The sequence below is a fragment of the Parafilimonas sp. genome, assembly GCF_051953455.1.
Lineage (GTDB): Bacteria > Bacteroidota > Bacteroidia > Chitinophagales > Chitinophagaceae > Parafilimonas.
Map to the genome: position 1 here is coordinate 1 of NZ_JBQCIT010000008.1, position 20,830 is coordinate 20,830.

Annotated in this window: 20 protein-coding genes; 9 read left to right on the forward strand and 11 right to left on the reverse strand. The window is 40.8% G+C overall.

The window, feature by feature from the left end; translation table 11 throughout:
* Positions 1-30 precede the first annotated feature (30 nt).
* The gene (rsfS, locus tag ACTHN6_RS02095) at positions 31-435 is read right to left on the reverse strand and encodes a ribosome silencing factor (protein WP_440434056.1); all 405 of its coding nucleotides are present in this window, start codon (positions 433-435) and stop codon (positions 31-33) included.
* 101 nt (positions 436-536) lie between these two features.
* On the opposite strand from rsfS, the gene ACTHN6_RS02100 reads away from it, so the two are divergent.
* Positions 537-1,295: a biotin--[acetyl-CoA-carboxylase] ligase gene (locus ACTHN6_RS02100; RefSeq protein ID WP_440434057.1), complete on the forward strand. Its 759-nt coding sequence runs from the start codon at positions 537-539 to the stop codon at positions 1,293-1,295.
* Positions 1,296-1,346: 51 nt separating this feature from the next.
* Entirely contained in the window at positions 1,347-3,821 is a 2,475-nt protein-coding gene (locus tag ACTHN6_RS02105; protein ID WP_440434058.1) for a glycoside hydrolase family 9 protein, read from the forward strand.
* Here ACTHN6_RS02105 and ACTHN6_RS02110 read toward each other — a convergent pair.
* A complete protein-coding gene (locus ACTHN6_RS02110) occupies positions 3,813-4,676 on the reverse strand; it encodes an aldose 1-epimerase family protein (RefSeq protein ID WP_440434059.1) in 864 nt (287 codons plus the stop codon). The two genes, ACTHN6_RS02105 and ACTHN6_RS02110, sit on opposite strands and share 9 nt — an antisense overlap.
* Positions 4,677-4,838: 162 nt before the next feature.
* On the opposite strand from ACTHN6_RS02110, the gene ACTHN6_RS02115 reads away from it, so the two are divergent.
* Positions 4,839-5,729 carry a 1-aminocyclopropane-1-carboxylate deaminase/D-cysteine desulfhydrase gene (locus tag ACTHN6_RS02115; RefSeq protein WP_440434060.1) on the forward strand — a complete coding sequence of 297 codons (891 nt, stop codon included), beginning with the start codon at positions 4,839-4,841 and terminating at the stop codon, positions 5,727-5,729.
* Between the two features lie 105 nt (positions 5,730-5,834).
* Here the strand turns inward: ACTHN6_RS02115 and ACTHN6_RS02120 are convergent, their stop codons facing one another.
* Together ACTHN6_RS02120 and ACTHN6_RS02125 are read right to left on the reverse strand one after the other, a co-directional pair.
* Positions 5,835-5,981, reverse strand: a complete 147-nt coding sequence (locus ACTHN6_RS02120; protein WP_440434061.1) for a hypothetical protein — start codon at positions 5,979-5,981, stop codon at positions 5,835-5,837.
* Positions 5,982-6,132: 151 nt separating this feature from the next.
* Positions 6,133-8,847 (reverse strand): M36 family metallopeptidase, encoded by a 2,715-nt coding sequence (locus ACTHN6_RS02125; protein ID WP_440434062.1) that lies wholly within the window; start codon positions 8,845-8,847, stop codon positions 6,133-6,135.
* 223 nt (positions 8,848-9,070) lie between these two features.
* On the opposite strand from ACTHN6_RS02125, the gene ACTHN6_RS02130 reads away from it, so the two are divergent.
* Complete coding sequence (locus tag ACTHN6_RS02130; RefSeq protein ID WP_440434063.1) at positions 9,071-9,760, forward strand: TerC family protein; 690 nt, start codon at positions 9,071-9,073, stop codon at positions 9,758-9,760.
* Positions 9,761-9,784: 24 nt separating this feature from the next.
* Here the strand turns inward: ACTHN6_RS02130 and ACTHN6_RS02135 are convergent, their stop codons facing one another.
* Both ACTHN6_RS02135 and ACTHN6_RS02140 read right to left on the reverse strand, forming a co-directional pair.
* The gene (locus ACTHN6_RS02135) at positions 9,785-11,215 is read right to left on the reverse strand and encodes a glycoside hydrolase family 125 protein (RefSeq protein ID WP_440434064.1); all 1,431 of its coding nucleotides are present in this window, start codon (positions 11,213-11,215) and stop codon (positions 9,785-9,787) included.
* Between the two features lie 82 nt (positions 11,216-11,297).
* A complete protein-coding gene (locus ACTHN6_RS02140; RefSeq protein WP_440434065.1) occupies positions 11,298-11,759 on the reverse strand; it encodes a DoxX family protein in 462 nt (153 codons plus the stop codon).
* Between the two features lie 317 nt (positions 11,760-12,076).
* Between ACTHN6_RS02140 and ACTHN6_RS02145 the strand changes: the two genes are divergently transcribed.
* Together ACTHN6_RS02145 and ACTHN6_RS02150 are read left to right on the forward strand one after the other, a co-directional pair.
* A complete protein-coding gene (locus tag ACTHN6_RS02145) occupies positions 12,077-15,619 on the forward strand; it encodes a S8 family serine peptidase (protein ID WP_440434066.1) in 3,543 nt (1,180 codons plus the stop codon).
* A gap of 76 nt (positions 15,620-15,695) precedes the next feature.
* A complete protein-coding gene (locus ACTHN6_RS02150; RefSeq protein WP_440434067.1) occupies positions 15,696-16,160 on the forward strand; it encodes a hypothetical protein in 465 nt (154 codons plus the stop codon).
* A gap of 2 nt (positions 16,161-16,162) precedes the next feature.
* On the opposite strand, the gene ACTHN6_RS02155 is transcribed toward ACTHN6_RS02150, so the two are convergent.
* Positions 16,163-16,729: a metallophosphoesterase family protein gene (locus ACTHN6_RS02155; RefSeq protein ID WP_440434068.1), complete on the reverse strand. Its 567-nt coding sequence runs from the start codon at positions 16,727-16,729 to the stop codon at positions 16,163-16,165.
* 367 nt (positions 16,730-17,096) lie between these two features.
* On the opposite strand from ACTHN6_RS02155, the gene rpmB reads away from it, so the two are divergent.
* From rpmB to ACTHN6_RS02170, 3 genes are all read left to right on the forward strand, one after another.
* Positions 17,097-17,333, forward strand: coding sequence for a 50S ribosomal protein L28 (gene rpmB / locus ACTHN6_RS02160; RefSeq protein WP_090653588.1), 237 nt, complete (start codon positions 17,097-17,099; stop codon positions 17,331-17,333).
* Between the two features lie 12 nt (positions 17,334-17,345).
* Positions 17,346-17,528 carry a 50S ribosomal protein L33 gene (gene rpmG / locus ACTHN6_RS02165; protein ID WP_090653586.1) on the forward strand — a complete coding sequence of 61 codons (183 nt, stop codon included), beginning with the start codon at positions 17,346-17,348 and terminating at the stop codon, positions 17,526-17,528.
* A gap of 84 nt (positions 17,529-17,612) precedes the next feature.
* On the forward strand, positions 17,613-17,786 hold the full coding sequence (locus ACTHN6_RS02170; protein WP_090653584.1) for a DUF4295 family protein: 174 nt from the start codon (positions 17,613-17,615) through the stop codon (positions 17,784-17,786).
* Between the two features lie 295 nt (positions 17,787-18,081).
* Here the strand turns inward: ACTHN6_RS02170 and dinB are convergent, their stop codons facing one another.
* The 4 genes from dinB to ftsY are packed head-to-tail and all read right to left on the reverse strand — an operon-like array spanning position 18,082 to position 20,782.
* Complete coding sequence (gene dinB / locus ACTHN6_RS02175; protein ID WP_440434069.1) at positions 18,082-19,230, reverse strand: DNA polymerase IV; 1,149 nt, start codon at positions 19,228-19,230, stop codon at positions 18,082-18,084.
* A gap of 41 nt (positions 19,231-19,271) precedes the next feature.
* Complete coding sequence (locus ACTHN6_RS02180) at positions 19,272-19,487, reverse strand: Uma2 family endonuclease (protein ID WP_440434230.1); 216 nt, start codon at positions 19,485-19,487, stop codon at positions 19,272-19,274.
* Positions 19,439-19,798: a Uma2 family endonuclease gene (locus tag ACTHN6_RS02185; protein ID WP_440434070.1), complete on the reverse strand. Its 360-nt coding sequence runs from the start codon at positions 19,796-19,798 to the stop codon at positions 19,439-19,441. Before ACTHN6_RS02185 ends, ACTHN6_RS02180 begins: the two co-directional genes overlap by 49 nt.
* An 18-nt stretch (positions 19,799-19,816) precedes the next feature.
* A complete protein-coding gene (gene ftsY / locus ACTHN6_RS02190) occupies positions 19,817-20,782 on the reverse strand; it encodes a signal recognition particle-docking protein FtsY (protein WP_440434071.1) in 966 nt (321 codons plus the stop codon).
* Positions 20,783-20,830: the final 48 nt, after the last annotated feature.

Below are 20,830 nucleotides of genomic sequence, written 5' to 3' on the forward strand. Positions count from 1 at the left end.
TCTGTAAGGTTAAATTAGCTGGTTAAATTTTTATAATGAATGTTCTTTTAAAACAGCGTCGCTCCACATTTCTTCAAGCTTGTAAAACTTTCTTGTATCAGGCTGCATAATATGCACTACAATGTTTACGTAATCAATCAATACCCATTTCAAGGCATTAAAACCCTCGTGCCTGTACGGAACTTCGCCTAATTCTTTTTTAATAGTTTCTTCAACAAAATCAGCAATTGCCCTTACCTGCGTGGTACTTGTAGCTTCACAAATAAAAAAATAATCGCTTACTGCTTCCGGTATTTTTCGCAAATCAAGGGAAACAATATTTTCTCCTTTTTTTTCCTGAATAGCTTTAAGAATAAGTTTGAAAATCCTGGAATTTGAATTAAGCCGGGTAACCTGGCTTTTTTTGCGGGAAGCTAAAACGGTAAGAGGTTCCAAATAAGCAACTATTTTAAGTGAAAAAATTTTATAGGCATATAACGTTTCTCCGAAAATAAACTATTTATCAATAATGTAGTTTCGCCAAAATTAGTAATTCTTTGTCAGCAGCCTCAATAAATAATGTAATCGGCAAACGCTTTATAGAATTATTAAGTGTTGACAGCACCAACAACTATGCCATGCAACAGGTGCAAAACGGCAATGCCGGCCATGGGGATGCCTGGTTTGCTTTTGAACAAACAGCCGGGCGGGGACAGTTTAACCGCCAATGGCTTTCGGCTAAAGGGGAAAATATTATTCTGTCTGTAGTATTGGATACAAGAACGTTGGAGTTAAGCAAACAGTTCCTCCTGAATATGGCTTGTGCACTTTCCGTGTTTGATTTATTTAACAAATACACAACTGAAAAAATAAAAATTAAATGGCCCAATGACGTGTATTGTCGTGACAGAAAGGCAGCAGGCATATTGGTTGAAAATATGATACGCGGCCGGAACTGGCAATTTGCAATTGCAGGGTTTGGTATTAACATTAATCAAACTGAATTTCTCCCAGCGGCAAAAAGGCCGGTTTCGCTAAAACAGATTACGGGCGAAAGCCACAACGCGGTTGAACTTGCAAAAACATTTTGCGGTCTGCTGAACGAAAGAATAAAATACCTGTATGCGGGCCGGGGCCAGGAAATTTTAAGCGATTATAACAGGCATTTGTACAGGCTGAATGAAACGGAAAATTTCAGGTATAGCAGCGTTTCCTTTCCGGCTGTTATAAAGGGCGTAAATGAATCCGGTAATATTATACTTGACAGCGGTATTGAAAAGCCTTATCGTTCCGGTGAAATAGAATGGATTATTTAAGCTCAGACTGTTCAGATATCAACGCATAACTTTAACCGCTAACGGTATAATATGTTTAGAACCATTTTTTGGCTGCTTTTTTTGCTTTGCAATGTCACTGCATATAACCAAGATATTTCGTGTATAAGAATTAACCAGTTAGGGTATGCAACCGCGGGAATTAAAACCGCCGTTTTAGGCGCTGATAAACAAATAAGCTCAAATGTTTTCTCTGTAAAAGATGAAAAAAATAAGGTAGTTTTTTCCGGGCCGGTTGGGAAAGATTTTGGTAAATACGGCCCTTTCAGCCACACATACCGGCTCGATTTTTCCCCGTTTACAGGCAAAGGGAAATTCAGTATTTATATTGATGATATTACTTCGCCGATTTTTTCAATTACTGATGCCGTTTATGATGGCGCTGCTGATTTTTGCCTGCGCTATATGCGGCAGCAACGCAGCGGTTTCAATCCTTTTCTAAAAGACTCCTGCCATACACATGACGGTTATACGCTGTACGCACCGGTGCCCGACAGCACGCACATTGATGTTGTGGGCGGATGGCATGATGCCAGCGATTATCTCCAGTATTCAACCACTTCAGCTAATGCAACCTATCATTTGCTGGCGGCTTACCGCGATTTTCCGGGTGTCTTCACAGATGAAAAATCGGCAAACGGCCTTGACGGACAAAATAATATCCCTGATGTTTTGGATGAAGCCAAATGGGGGCTTGACTGGCTGCTTAAAATGCATCCAAAAGATGATTGGTTATTTAACCAGCTTGGCGATGACCGTGATCATCGCGGCATGCGCATACCAAAAGAAGATACCAATTATTATGGCCGTGGTTTGGAAAGGCCGGTTTATTTCTGCAACGGTCAGCCACAACAGCGCGGTAAGTTTATGAATAACACAACCGGTGTGGCTTCAACCGCCGGAAAATTTGCGAGTGCCTTTGCGTTGGGCAGTGAATTGTTTTTAAATCTTGATAAGAACTATTCGGGCAGATTGAGGCATAATGCGCAAACTGCATTTCAGCTCGGAATTGATAAACCCGGTGTTGCACAAACCGTGTCTGTGCTTTCCCCATACATTTATGCAGAAGATAACTGGACAGATGATATGGAACTGGCAAGCGCCACTCTTGCAAAAGAAAAAGGGGAAACTTCGTTGCTTGATGAGGCATATCAATATGCATTGGAAGAACGCATAACGCCCTGGCTGGGCGCTGATACGGCGAAACATTACCAATGGTATCCATTTATAAATCTTGGGCATTATGAATTGGCCAAACAATTAACCGGTACAAAAAGAGATTCCATCATTCAATTTTATAAAGAAGGTATTGAACGCGTTTGGAAAAAAGCAAAGCAAAATGCGTTTTACCGCGGCGTGCCTTTTATCTGGTGCAGCAATAATTTAACGGTAAGCTTTGCCATTCAATGTTACTGGTATAGGCAATTAACGGGTGATAAAACGTACCAGGCATTGGAGCAGGCCTGTTTCGACTGGATATTTGGTTGTAATCCCTGGGGCACCAGCATGGTATATGGTTTGCCTTCATGGGGCGATACGCCAACCGATCCACATTCGGCTTTTACGCACCTGAAAAATTATCCTATTGATGGCGGGTTGGTTGATGGGCCGGTTTATACATCCATCTATAAAGACCTGATCGGCATTCAATTGCACGAGGAAGATGAATATGCAGCCTATCAAAGCGACCTTGCCGTATATCATGATGATTATGGCGACTACAGCACGAATGAACCAACGATGGATGGCACAGCATCTTTAATTTATTTGCTTGCAGCCAAACAAAAAGAAGCGAACCATGCAAACGACTTTACCTATTCGCATGGTGGTATAATCCGGGGTGATTCAACCAAAAAAGAAATTGCATTGGTATTTAGCGCCGATGAATTTGGTGACGGCCTGCCTTCAATCATTAAAACATTGCAAACTGAAAATGTAAAAGGCGCTTTCTTTTTTACGGGAAGATTTTATCGCAACAAAAAATTTCAGCCTTATGTACAGCAGTTAAATAAAGACGGGCATTATCCCGGCCCGCATTCTGACAATCATCTTTTATACAACGACTGGAATAAACGTGACAGTCTATTAGTAACGCACAGCCAGTTTAATGCAGACATGCAAAACAACCTTAATGCCATGCGCCTGCAACATATAAATATTAATCATCCGCAATATTTTATTCCGCCGTATGAATGGTGGAATGATTCAATTACAACATGGAGTAAAAAGCTGGACCTGAAACTGTTTTGCTTTACGCCCGGCATAAGAACGAATGCAGATTATACTTATCCTGAAATGGCTTCCTACAAGAGCAGTGATTGGATAATGCAGTCATTAAAAGAACAACAAGAAAAAAATACAAACGCTTTTAACGGTGCTATCATATTAATTCATGCAGGAACAGACGCAAGAAGAAAAGATAAGTTGTATGACAGGCTCGGCGAATTAATTAAATGGTTAAAACAGGAAGGTTATTCGTTTAAAAGAATTGATGAGCTTTTAAAATAGTTCAACGCTCCATGTACGTTCCCATGTTTCACCGGCAGCCAGTGTATTAATGCCTTCTTTTGTTGTGAGCTGATGGTTATGACTGATATTATCTGCAATGCCGCACCAGGGCTCAAGGCATACAAACGGCGCGTCCTTTGCCGCCCATATTCCAAAATACGGGAAGCCTTTAAAATTGAAGTTTAAACCATGTTCATCTTTAGCTGAAAATAATTTTATCTGATCGCTGTCAATGTGCTTCAACACAATGGCGTCTCCATAAAACAGTGAAGGTTTTAGTTGCAGCGTTTTATTATCCAGTACGATTTTTTCAGTATTATCACCGGTTAAGCCCTGGTGCAATAAATAACGGTTTAATACGTCATCATTATTAAACCATAAAGAATAATCCGTGTATTGCAAATAATCATTCAGCGGAACTTTAAAAGCAGGGTGGCCGCCGGCAGAAAAATAGATGTTATCATTACCTGTATTAATTACCTGGTAAGTACAGAACAGCGATGTATCATCAATTGAATAAATTACATTAAACGCAAAGCGAAATGGATAGAGCGCTAAAGTTGATTCATCGCTCTTTAAACTAAATATAGCCTGTGTTTGGGAAGGTACTGTTACTTCAAACACTTTATCTCTCGCAAAACCATGTCTTGATAATTTATATTCTTTATTATCAAAAATATATTTACCATCTTTTAATTCACCAATAATTGGGAAAAGCACCGGCGAGTGCTTGCCCCAGAATGCAGCATCGGCCTGCCATAAATATTCAACATTATTTAATTGAAGGCTTTGCAGTTCTGCACCTTTTTCACTTACTGCAACAGAAAGTTTATTGTTTTGTAGCTGTATCATCATTCAAAAATAAAATCATTCAACTTATAATTGCAAATGGTAGTTGATTACCTGGAATTAAGAATTGGGATTTGGAAATAAACGGTGAGCAAGTGAACTGTGGGTGGGTAAAGCAAAAATTGCCTGAATGAAAGTGATGAATTTGAAATTGAATAATGCTACATTATGAATTTGCCCGAAGAATTAAATTTTAATGCGGTTTCTGTTGAATCCATAAAGAGCGAGGTCTTTAGTTCTTCAAATATTCACGCAGATGTTTTAAGGCTTGATAAACTGCATCCTGTTGTCAGCGGCAATAAATGGTTTAAGCTGAAATATTACCTGCAACAAGCAATAGCTGATAATGCAAAAGCTGTTGCAACGTTTGGCGGCGCATTTTCAAACCATATTATTGCTGCTGCCTATGCCTGTAATAAACTCAATGTAAAATGTACAGGTTTTATAAGAGGCGAAGAACCCACGAACTATTCGCAAACCTTGCTTGATGCTGCGGCGCTGAATATGCAACTTAAATTCTTAAGTCGTGAAGCTTATAAAAATAAACAGGCGGTTATAAATGAAAGCCCGCAAATGTTTTTTATACCGGAAGGTGGGTTTGGAATAAAAGGTGCAAAAGGAGCGGGGGAAATTTTGCAGCCTGTGCCCAATCTTGCTGCATACGATTATATAGTTTGCGCCGTTGGCACCGGAACAATGTTAGCCGGGATAACAAATGCATCATTACCACACCAGCAGTGTATTGGCATAAGTGTAATGAAAAATAATCTCAGCCTGAATGAAACCGTAAATTCTTTACTTACTGATGAGGCCCGGCAAAAACAGGTAAATGTTTTTCATGATTATCATTTTGGCGGTTATGCGAAACATACTTCCGAACTGATTGCATTTATGAACCAGGTTAAAATCAATCATCAATTACCGCTTGATTTTGTTTATACCGCTAAAGCATTTTATGCAGTGTGCGATCTTTCCGCCAAAAAATATTTTCCGGAAAACGTCAGGATACTTTTCATACATAGTGGCGGATTGCAGGGAAACAGATCGCTAATTTCATAGTATAAAAATTAACGCCATGCTCGTAAGAGATTTTTTACTTACTCACATGGCGTTGTATAATTGTTTAGACTATTGTTTAATCTTAAAGTCTAAAAAGTCTGCTGGTTAAGCATTTTTAACTGCAGAAAGGTATTCCTGCAAAGTAATTCTGCCTGCATAAAGCTGATTGTATAAAAAATTCGCATCAACTTTTGCACTGCGGATCTGCCTTACTATCTCTTTGTCGAAAAATAAGCTTTTTAAATTTTTCATGGTATATCAGTTTGTATATATTAATATGTATTTATTACACATTAATACCATTATTTATTAAAAAGTAACCTTCCGGGTTTGTTAAAGAACAGGTTTCTTTTTATAACTTCATGATTATTAAATAAAAAAGCCCCGGAACGGGGCTTTTTTATTACTGTTGGTTAACCAGTATTTTTCGTGTTTCTGAGAAATTATCGCCTGTAATCTTTACATAATATATTCCTGATGCCAGTTTGGGAAGATTTATTTCCAATATCTGCCCGGTCATATTTAAACTTCTCAGCACCTGGCCATTTTCACTGAGCAGGCTAACTTTTAATGATTGTTTATTGCCTGCAATTGAAAGCGTTATTTTTTTATTGGCAGGGTTAGGAGATAAGCTTATGGAAGAAGCAAGCACTTTGGCTGCAACAGCATCTGCCTGTGGTTGAACTGCTTTCGCAAAAAGTGAAGGCGGCAGGCTGTAATCTGCAACGCCATCTTTCAGGCTGCCGGTAGAACCCTGGGATGCATTATAACCTAAGCCTCTGCTGGCAAAAGCCTTCCATATCGTGGCGCTGTGTGCAGCTCCATACAACAGTGTATCGGCTTTTAAAATAGCATTTCTGCCATCTACAAAGCCAGGGCTGCATGGTTGCAGTTTCATGCCTTCAATTACCAACTGCAATGCAACCTGGTTACCCAGTTTACTGCCTGCATTGTAAATATTGGTGCCAATGCCTTTGTCCTTAATAATTGCCCAGGTCATATTCCAGAGCATATTGCACCATACTTCGCCCACTACATGGGAGTCGTAGGTTAAAATACCGTTTGGAATGCGTGAACTGAGTTTTAAGCTGTCGTAAGTCCACGGGTTAACATTCAAATCTGTGCTGTAAGGATAATAACGGATGCCGGGCCCGTCTGGTGTTTGGCCAAAAGCATAAGTGCCTATAGGCCTTGATTTGGATGAGTCGGCCACCGTTGCAGTTTTCCAGTTAGTGGTTACCATTAAAGCCATATAATCGCTCCAGCCTTCACCCATCTGTTCTTTGTTGCTTAAGCAACCTGCGTTATTAGGCCCGCCTGTCAGCCTGTTGGAAATGCCATGCGTATATTCATGAGCAACTACCCCGTTATCAAGGTCGCCATCAATTTGCACGCCTGCGCTTAGTTTTGCACTCACTACGGTACCGGCTTCAATATTCTGCCTCATTTCCTCACCGGTTTCATAGCTCACCATTACGGCTGGTATGGTAATAGTATTATCCGTGCCACCCATAGTAATCGGGTATTCGCCCGGGATGTTATCAACCATAATAACCGCTATTGCGCCTGCATTTTGAGCATTCTTCACTTTATCTGTGAAGCCGCAATTCCCCCTGTAAATAAGGGCAATCTTACCATTAAGCTGTGCTGGGTTGGCTGCTGCGCCGCAACCCAGGTGGGTGGTGTTGCCTGCATCGTCGGCATATAAAATAATCCTGCCCTGAACAGGGCCAACATCAGATAATTTGTTAGCAGTGCTGAAAGCGCTTTCCTTATTTGCCTTTTTACCTTTAATGGCATCTGGTTTTGTTACGTTTACAACAGCATTGGCACTCCACAGGAACATTTGCATGCGCGGGCTGCTGCCATCCTTTGGTGTGGCAAAATTGGCATTATCTGTTCCGGAACCATCCTGCGCATCTGCCAGTACAAAATCGTTTGCTTTACCGCCTCTGCCAAGATTATTCTTTTGAAAATTGCCCGACACTTCATCAAAGCCATAGCGGTAAGAAATATCATGCATGATATTGTTCCAGTAAAAAAGATTAGTGATGGCAAACTGCTGGTTAGCAGCAACGGAAGGAGCGCTACTAAAATTAGGCGTATAATTAAAAGTAAGATCGGGAACCGCTGTTGAAGAATGTGCGCCAATGCCAAAACCATTATTGCCATTGGCATCCTCCTGCGCCAGCACATTATTGCCTCTTGAACTATCGTAAGAAGTGGCGCCATCATCATTCCATTTTAAAGTGGTGGCATCATTGCCGGAACCGGCAAGCGACCATGGGTTTGATTTAACAGCAGGCGTGCCGCCGGGATGTAAAGGGCTTTCTGCCGGAAATGGTATAACCTTATATTTGGCAGAACTGATTGCCTCAGCGCTTTCCGGCCCGTCTTCCATTGCTGCATCAACATTATCCCATTCAATCTGATCTGCATCAACAGCATCCAGCCTGGGGCCGTTCCATTTACATTTTACAGTAAGGTTTAATTTGCTTATAACCTGTCCTTTTAAAGCATCCACATTCACAAGCCAGTAATCTGAACTTCCTTTAGGCTGAATTTCAACCTGCCATGTTAATACTGCATTCCTGTTGTCTTCGTCAGGAAGCCAGCACAATTTTGATACTACGTTCACGGAAGAAACATTCATGTTACCAAAATCAAATTCCCTATCTGTAATTTGTTTGGCAACGGCGAATGCAGCGGCTAAACGAAGGTGAGATGCAACTGCGCTTACGGCATTGGCAGGCGTTACTGAAGGTTTGCCTGTTTTTGAATTAGTTATATCTGCAATATTATCTATCGGGCTGCCTGCCTTGGAAAATAACCTGCCGTTTTTAAATGAATAGGTTTGAATTGAATTAAACACATCCACCTCCTTGTAGGTTTGCTGGGCATATACAAGCGTTGCGCCTGAAGTTTTATCAATGTATGCCGCCGATATGCGTACATTCTGCAGGTTTGTTTTGGTTAGCCCTATTAATGAAGCATTTTTTTTAACGAGGCTTAATGCCGATACATCTGTAAGTTCCTGAGCAAACAGCCCGTTTACAGATAAGCACAATACTGCCAAAAGCAGCATTGCTGTTTTCAATTGTAGAATTCCAGATTTCATGAGAAAAAATTTAAAAGATTGAATAAATTTTCAGTGTATGCGGTACAATTAGCTTTGAATATGCAATATAAAGTATTAGCAGCGTGAAAAAATTAATTGCGCTTCAAATTTTTTCTCTGATGCACAGGTTTACAGTGCTATTTATACCTGCTTTTACCGGTTGAATTTTACCAACGTTTTTCTTTAAAGAATCCACTATTTTCGGTACAAATACAAGCCGTAAATGGAAGATATAGTTGCATTGCTAACGCTTATTTTACTGGAAATTGTTCTGGGCATTGATAATATCATTTTCATTTCGATAGTTACCGGCAGGCTGCCCTTGCAGCAGCAAAAAAAAGCAAGAAGGTTAGGCCTGCTGCTGGCTATGTTAATGCGGCTTGTGTTGCTAACGCTTATCTCTTTTATTTTAAAATTGCAGGGAAATTTATTTACTATTTTTGGTATTGACATTTCCGGAAAAGATATCATTCTTATTCTTGGCGGTTTATTTCTTCTGTATAAAAGCGCTACCGAAATTCATCATAGGGCTGATGGCGGCCCGGAGGAGGTGAACACAAAAAAAGCAACAAATTTCAGCGGCGCCCTTGGCCAGATTATTATGCTTGATATTGTATTTTCCATTGACAGCATTGTAACGGCAATAGGCATGGTAAACCATTTATGGACAATGTATGCCGCCGTTATTATAAGTGTAACCGTTATGTTGTTTGCAGCAGAGCCTATAGCCCGGTTTATCCATAAATATCCGTCCTTTAAAATACTTGCATTAAGCTTTTTGCTGCTTATTGGCGTATCATTAATTGGGGAAGGATTGGATTTTCATATTCCCAAAGGCTATATTTATTTTTCAGTGGCATTTGCATTGCTGGTGAATATTTTCCAACTGCGTTTGGAAAAACGAAAGCCCTGATATTATGCTGCATAAACTAAAAAATTATACCGCTTGCAGCAATGCTGGTTTTGTGGCCTGTACATGCATGATCATTTCACCAAATAATGTATTGGCCCAGGCAAACCATTTGCGCGTAAATTTTGATGGATCATCTTTATGAAAACTTTCGTGCATAAAACCGGTACCTGCATTGGAGGCGATAAGCATTTTTATGCAATGTGTTATTTCAGCATCATCGTTACTGGTTAATGCCCGCATGGTAATGCCCAGCGGCCATATCATATCCATTCCGGCATGTGGCCCGCCAATACCTTCTGCTGCTTTGCCTTTAAAAAAGAAGGGGTTTTCAGCAGATAATACCAGCTTTCTGGTTTGTTTATACACGGTATCACCGGCGTCAATGGCATGCAGGTAAGGAAGTGATAAAAGGTCGGGGTTATTGGCATCGTCCATTAAATTAAAACTGCCAAAACCGTTTACTTCATACGCATATACTTTACCAAATTGTGTATGCTCCACAACGGCATATTGTTTTAAGGCATTGGCTACTTCTGTTCCAAGCGCATGGCAGCTTTGTGCAAGCGAAGCATCTTTAAGCACGGTATTTAAAATTTCAGCTGCTTGTTTTAACGATGTTACGGCGAAGAAATTACTGGGTATTAAAAAAGGAAAAATAGTGGCGTCATCGCTTGGCCGGAACATAGAGCAGATAAGCCCCACGGGTTTTACAGGATAACCATATCCGCCCAACGGCACACCGTCTGTAGCCCATGCCGTTTTACGCTGAAAACTGTATGGGCCGTTGCCATGCTTGCGTTGCTGTTCTGTAAATGTTTGAACGGTTAAACGAATGGATTCTTTCCAGTCATTTGTAAATGGCTTTGTATCGCCGGTTGTTTTCCAGTATTCATAAGCTAAACGAATGGGAAAGCAAAGCGAATCTATTTCCCACTTGCGTTCATGAATGCCGGGCTTCATATTGGTAAGGTCATCTTTCCATTCGCTTACCTGGTTCTGATCTTTATAAAATGCATTGGCATAAGGGTCTTTCAATATATTTTTTACCTGCCGGTTAATAACGCCCGTAATCAGTTGCTGCAATTTTTTATCTTTTGCGGCCAATGGAATATAGGGATGCACCTGCGCAGAACTATCCCGCAGCCACATGGCATCAATATCGCCGGTTATAACATACGTATCAGGCACGCCACTGTTTTCTTCATAAAAAACAGTTGTATCCAGTGTGTTGGGAAAACAATTTTCAAACAGCCAGCCCAGCTCTTTGTTTGGCAGGCTTGCTTTCATTTGTTTGATGGTGGCTTCAACAGCATCACTGGTAAAATTCCGTTCTGCAAGCGGCGGGCGTTTGCTTTCAAAATCCAATGCTTTATTAGCGAAAATATTTTTTGATGAAAGCAATGTGGCTGCACCCATCATGCCCGATGCTTTAATAAAATCCCTTCTTGTTTTCATGTTGATTAAATGAGGCGTAAATGTAAAGCAAAAGCTTTTGTGCTTTTAAGTACGCAACAATTAATTTATACCTCAACGGATATCAGCTATTGCCCTCATTATTTTTATCCAACGCAGCACCGCGCCTGAAATATTCATCTGCAGAAAAAGGCCCGCTTCCTTTATAGGCAACTATAAATAATAAAACGAGCGTAATAAGTGAAAGTATAAATTCAGTGGGGTTTTCACCAATGTGCTTTATGTTTACAATAAACACAGCAACAAGCAGAATAGGTATTTGTATAATGGCGCTTATTCTTGTAACAAAGCCAACCAGTATAAAAAGGCCACAGGCAATATTAAGTATTGAAATTATAGTGGAAAGCGCTGATGAGTTTTCTGCAAATACGGTTATATCAGCTTTTATGATTGATTGAAGATTGGCTGTTACAAAAATAAAAATGAAAGCCCTTAAGAGAATAATGATCCCGGTTAAAATCCTCAGGAATGAATAGGAGGTTGGTTTATTTGGGATTAGCTTGTCGGCAATATTGATTGTTTTCATAAAAAATTGTATTAGATAATTAAATAAGAATAGTAACTACCTTGCTATTTCCCTATGCTTAACAGAAAAACAATCCCGCGCTTTAAAGAGCTCCAAGCAATAAATTTACTCATTTCTCAAATAATATATTCAAAACCCAATAACTTTTATTGTTGCATTAAGAGCATGCTGGAAGCGTGCTTTTCCTGTAGTATCATAAATAAAAAAAAGTTAATAAGATTAGGAAAAAAGTTAAAAATATGTGTACCTTGTAAGTTCATCCGTAGCCATCCTGACCTGCTGTCAGCGCTAACAACCGTTCACAAAAACACACATATATGAGAAAACATCTACCAATCCTCCCGTTAATCAGTCTAAAGATTAATGGCAAAACAATTATTTCAAAGTGCATTTTCCTTTTAATTATTGTATTAATTTCTTTCAGGACAAGTGCACAGGATCTTAAGCCCCAGGCAATACAACAAATTAAGCTGCTGGCGCAGGAAAAAGCATTGCGAACGCCGGCCCAAAAGAAAGTTGATTCACGTTTGCTGTTTGCCTATAAAATGCAAAGCAACCCTGCACTCGCAAAACAACTGCCCGATCTTAGTATAAGTGTAAAGACTAACAGCCAGGGAAAAGTAAAAGTAGATATAGAAGCGCATGTTTCGCAGCAGTTATTAAGCGATTTAAAAGCGCTTGGCGCCGATATTATTTTTTCTTCGGAAAGGTTCAATAATATTGTTGCCAACGTGCCTTTGAATAAGGTTGAACAAGTTGCGGGTTATAAAGCGGTGCTGCATGTGAACCAATGGCTGGCGCCCACGCACAATGATCCGTACATTAATGACAATTCAGGCAGCATCCGCAAAAAGGAGATAACAGGAAATGATAATACAGGCCATAAAAAGCATGCTGGCTTTGCCGCCCGTGCAGCCACTGTTCGCAATGAATTAAACAATATTTTCAATGCTGAAGCGAATAACAATTTTGCAGGGTCTGTAACATCAGAAGCTGATGCCACGCACAAAGCAGCTTTGGCAAGAACTGTTTTTGGAGTTACAGGCGCCGGTGTAAAAATTGGTGTACTATCTGATGGCGTAGATGGTTATACGGCATCACAGGCTACCGGCGATTTACCGGCCGTACTTAACATTCTTCCCGGTCAGGCTGGCTCCGGCAGGGAGGGAAGGGCTATGCTGGAATTGATACATGACATTGCTCCCGATGCTGATTTATATTTTGCCACAGCCTTCACCAGCCAGGCAGGTTTCGCTCAAAATATACTTGACCTTCGCACAGCAGGCTGCGATATTATTGTGGATGATGTAACCTATTACGCAGAAGGCGTTTTCCAGGATGATAATGTGGCACAATCTGTAAATACTGTTACATCTTCAGGTGCGCTTTACTTTTCTTCAGCAGGCAATTCAGGCAATGTAAATGATGGTACTGCTGGTGTATGGGAAGGCGATTTTACAGACGGCGGAAGCCTCCCGTTATTCCCGGGCACCGTAAACGATTTTGGCGGTGGCGTTTTATATAATACAGTTACAGGAACCACAGGTTTGGTAACTTTAAAATGGTCTGACCCATTGGGCCAGTCTTCAAATGATTACGACATCTATGCTACCAACTCTGCCGGTACATCTATCGTTGACTTCTCCACCAATATCCAGGATGGGAATGATAACGCTTATGAATACCTGAACTACGCCTTTCCGGCCGGCTACAGGTTTTATATTATTAAAAATGAAGGGGCAGCAATAAGAGCGCTGCATTTAAATACAAACAGGGGAAGGCTTCAAAATGCTACGCCTGGAGTAATGTATGGCCATAATGCTGCCGGCAGTGCTTATACCGTTGCAGCTACGCCTGCGGGCATTCCTTTTTATAGTAATTTTCCCCAGGGGCCATATCCCGATCCGTTCAATGCCACCAATGTGGTGGAAGGTTTTAGTTCAGACGGGCCGAGAAGGATATTTTACAATCCCGACGGGTCTGAAATTACTGCAGGCAATGTATTATTTGGTACCGGTGGCGGCACATTGCTCCAAAAACCAGATATTACGGCGGCAGATGGTTGCGCTACCACCACACCTGGTTTCGAAACTTTTTATGGCACTTCTGCCGCTGCGCCTAATGCCGCAGCCATAGCAGCACTTGTGAAATCTGCATTCCCGGCTTTAACGCCTGCGCAAATACGCACGGCACTGATAAGCAGCGCTATTGATATTGAAACACCCGGCGCTGACAGGGACGCCGGTGCGGGTATAGTTATGGCTTATGAAGCCCTCGAAGCCGCAGGCGCCTCTGCGGTTTATATACAGCCCGCCTCACCTGTTACAATCACTGCTGAAAATGGCGTTCCGCCTAATAATGCCCCTGATCCCGGTGAAACAGTTACTGTAAATCTGCCATTGACAAATGCAGGAAACGCAGCCACCTCCAATCTTGTAGCCACATTACAGGCATCCGGCGGCGTAACCGACCCAAGCGGACCCCAGGCTTACGGCGTTATAAATGCAGGGGATACGGTTGAGCAGTCATTTACATTCAAGGCAGAAGGCAATTGCGGCGATAACATAACGCTTACGCTTGCCCTGCAGGATGGCAGTGATGATCTTGGTACAGTAACCTATACCTTAAAACTGGGCACTACGGGCACGCCTAATTCGCCGGTTACATTTGCTAATACAAATGCTGTTACAATACCACTTACCGGTTCGGTAACACCATATCCTTCAGATATTTCTGTTACAGGATTATCAGGAAAAGTTACCAAAATAACAGTGGGCTTAAAACAGTTTAATCATACATGGCCCGGAGATGTGGATATATTACTGGTTAGCCCAACGGGCAGGAAGATGGTAATTATGTCTGATGTAATGGAAGCCTCAAATACTACGGCCAATATTGACCTGGTATTAGATGATGAGGCTGCTAACCTGATGCCTGCAGGAAGTGGCCTTGTTTCAGGCACTTACAAACCTACCAATTATGGTGCAGGCGATGCATTTGCCGCACCGGCCCCTGCTGGTCCTTATGAAAATGCGGCAACCGCAGGCGCTGCAACTTTAAACAGTGTGTTTGGCGGTGATGATCCGAATGGAACATGGAGCCTGTATGTTGTGGATGATTATTCCGGCCTTGACCAGGGTAATTTGAATGGCGGATGGGAATTAACCATTACTACAGCAAGTGATGTTTGCGCTGAAGTGCCACCGCCAGGGCTTTCAATTTCCATAGCTGATAAATCAGTAAAAGAAGGGAACATTGGTTATAAACTAGTGAATTTTAATGTTGCGCTCAGCGATAAACCTTCAAAAAAAGTAACAGTAAAATTTGCTATTAAGCCGGGTACTGCCAAAATAAACAGCGACTATATTGCAACGTCAGGCACGTTAATATTCCCGAAGAACGGCGCTAAAATACAAAAAATACCAGTGCTTATTAAAGGTGATAAGGTTAACGAGGCAGATGAAACATTTAAAGTTATCCTGAGCGACCCGGTTAATGCTACTATAAGTGATGGTGAAGCAACAGGAACAATTATTAATGATGATGGCGCAGCCATTGCAGCAGCGGGCAATGAAGATGCCGCATCGGCTGCATTTATAACAGATAATGGAATTAAGCTGTCGCCTAATCCGGCAATCAACTCCACAAACATTTCACTTAACGGGTATACCGGCAATGTTGTTATACTCGTTAGCGATCTGAAAGGCAAAGTATTGCAGCAAAGAAAGTTACAATTGCAATCGGCTAAATCAGGGCTGCAGTCTATTGATGTTTCTGGCTACGCTGCCGGTACTTACCTGGTAACGGTTATGGACGAAAAAGGCAATAAGCACACACAAAAGCTGATTATAGCCAGGTAATAAATTCCCAAATATTTTTTTAAAAGAGGTTGCTGCAGAAAGCAACCTCTTTTATTTTTACAACAATATTATTAGCATGAGAACCATTTACCCCTTTTTTTTAGTATTCGTATTGGCGGCTTGTAATTCAGCAGGTACAAACCCAGAGAACCAGGAAGATTCAGTTGTACTTACTTCTGATAATATTCCTTTGGAAAGAAACAATATAAACCCCCAGCCTATAAAGACATATACGGAAACCATAAAAAGTTTTGAAACAACAGATGAATTTAAAGTCGGTTTATATGAAACCCGGCAAACCTTCAGGTATCTTATAAAAATTTCTTACAAACAAATGGAAGTGGAAGACACTTTGCGTGTGCCCAATTTTGGTACTCCGCCTGCTGTTGATATTGTAAAAGGCGATTCTATTCACCCTTCATGCATTGTTGGTTTTTTAGATAAGGAAAAGAAGTTCAGGGAATCGAAGCTGATTGCATTTGCCAACAATAAACTGAAGGTAAAAGTGCTGAAACATTATGCAGTTTATCAAAGCGAATAAACTCAGAAAGGGCTGTCAATACAATATGCATCCCAACGGACAATATCATTACTTTTTTTTGATGCAAAGCGATACGCATCAACAGCATTCGTGCGGGTGTTGTATATCATAAAGGAACTATCAATATCTTTTAGCTGCATAGCGTTAAACCCCATTACTGCGCCCGGGTTCAGCAATAAGGTTTTGCCTTCCTGCCTTGCAAAAATGGAATGATCGTGACCATAACAAACTATATCATAAGCCTGTAACTGCAATAGCTTCTGTGCTTTTTCAGGATAATGGTTTACAGCAATGGTTTTATTATCCAGCTCATCGCGGTAATATTCGCCATGAATTTTGATATTGGGATATTTGGGCAGCTTGCCTGTCATTGCGGCTACATCACAATCATTATTGCCAAGCACAATATGAACCGGTTTTTTGAAAGCCGATAGCAGGTCTATAATAAATGGCGAGCATAAATCTCCGCCGCAAATTAAAACACCGGCTTCAGTGGCGTGGCCGGATTGCAAAATGGTTTGCAAGGCCCAAACGTTATCATGAATATCGGAAAGGAGTAATATTTTCATTCTTACAAGTTTGATTTTTCAATGATCTCAGGATATACATCTCCCCGTGTTAGAAAAAATACCATACCCGGTTTCATTTGTTGTGTTTCAATAAGGTTTCTCAAAGATAAATACGAGGAATTTGCGCCGGGTGAATTAAAGAACCTGAAATTTTTATGCGGTTGGTGATTATGCTGCAACTTTGAAACGGAAACCGGGGCTGAATAATTTGCTTCAGTTGCAGTGTGCGACGCAATGAAGTAGAATGGGGTTCCGTAGTTGGTAACCAAAAAAGCCATCAAAAAACGCAGTTTTTGCAAAAACTTTGGTAATGATGGCGTTTTATTGATTGCAGTTTATTACCTTTGCCGTCCCAAAAAAATTATTTATGGCAAGAGTTTGCGAAGTAACCGGTAAAAAGCCAATGGGCGGCCATTATGTTTCTCACTCAAACATAAAAACAAAGCGCCGTTTTTTACCTAATCTTCAAACAAAGCGTTTTTATTTTGCTGAAGAAGACCGGTGGGTTACTTTAAAAGTATCAACAGACGCTATTCGTACAATTAACAAAAAAGGGTTGGCTGCGGTTATTAAAGAATTGAGGGCCAACGGTAATCATATTTAAAGCTTTTTACAAATGGCAAAGAAAGGAAACAGGGTTCAGGTAATTTTGGAATGCACAGAGCATAAAAACAGCGGTTTGCCGGGTACAAGCCGTTATATTTCCACCAAAAACAAAAAAAATACACCTGAACGTTTGGAATTGAAGAAATATAACCCAATCCTGAAAAAAGTTACTGTTCATAAAGAAATTAAATAGTTTGTTGGCCGGTTGAAAGGTTAACTGGTATTGCCATTAACTTATTAACTTAACCAGCAATTCAACTTATTAACTTATATAAAGATGGCAAAAGCAGCAAAAACGGCGATTAAAACGAAAGACCAGAAAGCCGCAGCAGAAGCTAAGAACTGGAGTAAAGTAATCCGCACTGTGCGCAGCCCTAAAACAGGCGCTTATACTTTTAAGGAAGCGATTGTGCACAAAGACAAGATCAAGGATTTTCTCGCCGGTAAATAAGTTTTTGCATTTAAAATATTAAGAAGCTGTTCCGCCTAAAACGGGATGGCTTTTTTTGTTACCTGAATTTCACATCCATACTTATAAGAGTGCTTTAATTTTGCAGTTTCTAAAGCCTTTGCCGTGAAGGAGAAAAAAACAAGGAATTTTAAACTTTGGCTTAAGCGTATTGGCTGGGCCGGGTTTTTGTTTTTCCTGATTAAAGGTTTAATATGGCTGGCTGTTTTTTGGTTTGCAGGCAGCAAAGTTTTTGATTAAAGTAAGCCACAGATGTACAAAACCTGCTTTATTGATGCTATTTTATACTCCGGCCCTTTGCCAGGTAATTTTTCCCGAATTTGAGTTTAATATTATCGATGGCTTTATAAAGATTTGATTTGCGGGAAACATCATCGAATAAATTTCCCTGCATGGTAATATTGGCAAAATCGCTAAGGCGAACGCCGAGCAGCCGCACAGGCATGCCTTTTTTGTATAATTGATGAAATAGATCTTTTGCCACGGGAATAAATTCATCGTCACGAAAAGTGTAATCTATTGCGGTTTGTTTGGAAGTGGTTTCAAAATTTGGATAGCGTATTTTAACCGCAATGCAGCCGGCAAGTTTTTCATCCTGCCGCAGTTCAAAAGCCACTTTTTCGGTCATGCGGATAAGTTCGCTTAAAAGAAATTCAACATCATTTGTATTGGTTTCAAAAGTATTTTCTGTAGAGATAGATTTGGCTTCCCGCCATTCTGAAACACTGCCGTGATGCAGGCCCTGCGCTTTATCCCAAAGGTCGAGCCCCCACTTACCAAGCCGGTTTTCCAGTTCATTTTTTGGTAACCTGAGAATATCACCAATCAGTTCTATACCCATTTCGTTTAAAACCGATAAAGTGTGTGCGCCCATACCCGGTATTTTTTTTACCGGCAGCGGCGCCAGGAAATCCTTTTCCCTGCCATGCTGGATAAAAAGATAGCCATTTGGTTTGGCCTCGTCCGTAGCAATTTTGGCAACAAGTTTATTACTGGCAAGCCCGAAAGAAATGGGCAGTTTGGTTTCATCCATTATCAGTTGGCGCAATTCGATTGTCCACTGAAAGGGATCGAAAAATTTATCCATACCGGTAAGGTCAAGATAAAATTCATCAATGCTTGCCTTTTGAAACTTAGGCGCTTTGGAAGCAATGATATCCGTAACCCATTTTGAAAATTTGCCATATTGGCCGTGAGAGCCGCGTACCAGGATAGCATGGGGGCAAAGCTCCACCGCTTTTTTCATAGGCATGGCAGAATGCACCCCAAACTTGCGCGCTTCGTAACTGCAGGTGGTAACTACGCCGCGTTCACGGCTGCCGCCAACAATTACAGCTTTGCCCGCTAATTCCGGGTTATTTAAAACCTCAACACTGTAAAAAAATGAATCGAGATCGAAATGTGCTATGTAGATTTTTGGCTGCACCCCAGTAAAGATAAATATTGCAACGGTGCAAAAAATTTCAATTAAAAGCTAAATGTCTTGCGCAGTATTTTGCTGGTAAACCTGGCTTTTTGTTTTTTAGGTTCGGCGTATTTTCCATCTTTTAAATAATAGCTTAAAACAGATTTGTCAGAAGGTTCAACAATAAAATATTCCTGCACGCCAAACTGCTCATAAACGGCTTTCTTTTTTATAAGATCTGTATTCTTATTAGATGGAGAAAGTATTTCAACAATAATATCTGGTGCCCATAAACACCATCGTTTTTAATAAAATGCTTGTTAGCATTGCTTATGAAGAAAACATCCGGCTGAACCGCATTTTTGTCACCAAGATAAACATCAACGGGAGCATAAATTGCTTCGCCTAAATTGTTTTGGAGAACGTATGCGTCAATACTCCTAAATATTTCTCTTGCAATTGAGAAATGTGCAAATGCTGGCGAAGGGCTCATATAGAATTGATTATTGATAACCTGTATAGGCGTGCCTTCCGGCAAAAGCCGGTACACATCTACAAGCGTTTCAGGTTTGTTCATCAATGCTGACATGATTCAAATTTAAACAATTTATGCCTTTTCCAAATTAAACAAACTGTCAACAAATTCATGCTTGTCAAACAGCAGCAAATCATCCATTTTCTCGCCTACACCAATATATTTTACCGGAATTTTAAACTGATTGGCAATTGCCAGCACAACGCCGCCTTTTGCCGTACCATCTAATTTGGTAATGGCAAGAGAAGTAACATCGGTGGCTGCGGTAAAGTGTTTGGCTTGTTCCAGTGCATTCTGACCGGTTGATCCATCGAGCACCAGCAGCACCTCATGCGGTGCATCCGGGATAACTTTTTGTGTAACACGCTTGATCTTGGAAAGCTCTTCCATTAAATGTGCTTTATTATGCAGGCGGCCTGCCGTATCAATAATTACAATATCCGACTTCCTCGAAACTGCGCTTTGAACGGCATCAAAAGCCACAGAAGCCGGATCGCTGCCCATTGCCTGTTTTACGATGGGAACGCCAACCCTTTCACTCCAGATCGTAAGCTGGTCAACCGCAGCGGCTCGGAAAGTATCGGCGGCCCCAAGCAACACATTTTTACCTGCTTTTTTATAGTTATGTGCAAGCTTACCGATGGTTGTAGTTTTGCCAACGCCATTTACGCCAACAACCAATAATACATAGGGTTTTTTGTCTTCCGGAAGATCAAATTCTTTGTAGGAATCTTCCGGCGCGTCGGTAAGAATATTTTCAATTTCGCTTTGCAACAATTTATTCAATTCACTTGTGCTAACATATTTATCGCGGGCCACACGGTCTTCTATCCGCTTAATGATTTCAATAGTGGTATCGATACCAACATCAGCGCTTACCAATGCATCTTCAAGATTATCAAGCACCTCTTCATCAACCGAGCTTTTGCCGGCAATGGCCTTGGTTATTTTCTCAAAAAAACCGGTTTTGGTTTTCTGCAAACCTTCATCTAAACTTTCTTTTTCTTTTTTGCCGAATAATTTATTGAAGAAACCCATGTTGTTATATCTGATTTATGATTTGATTTTTAATGCAGTTTTACTGCT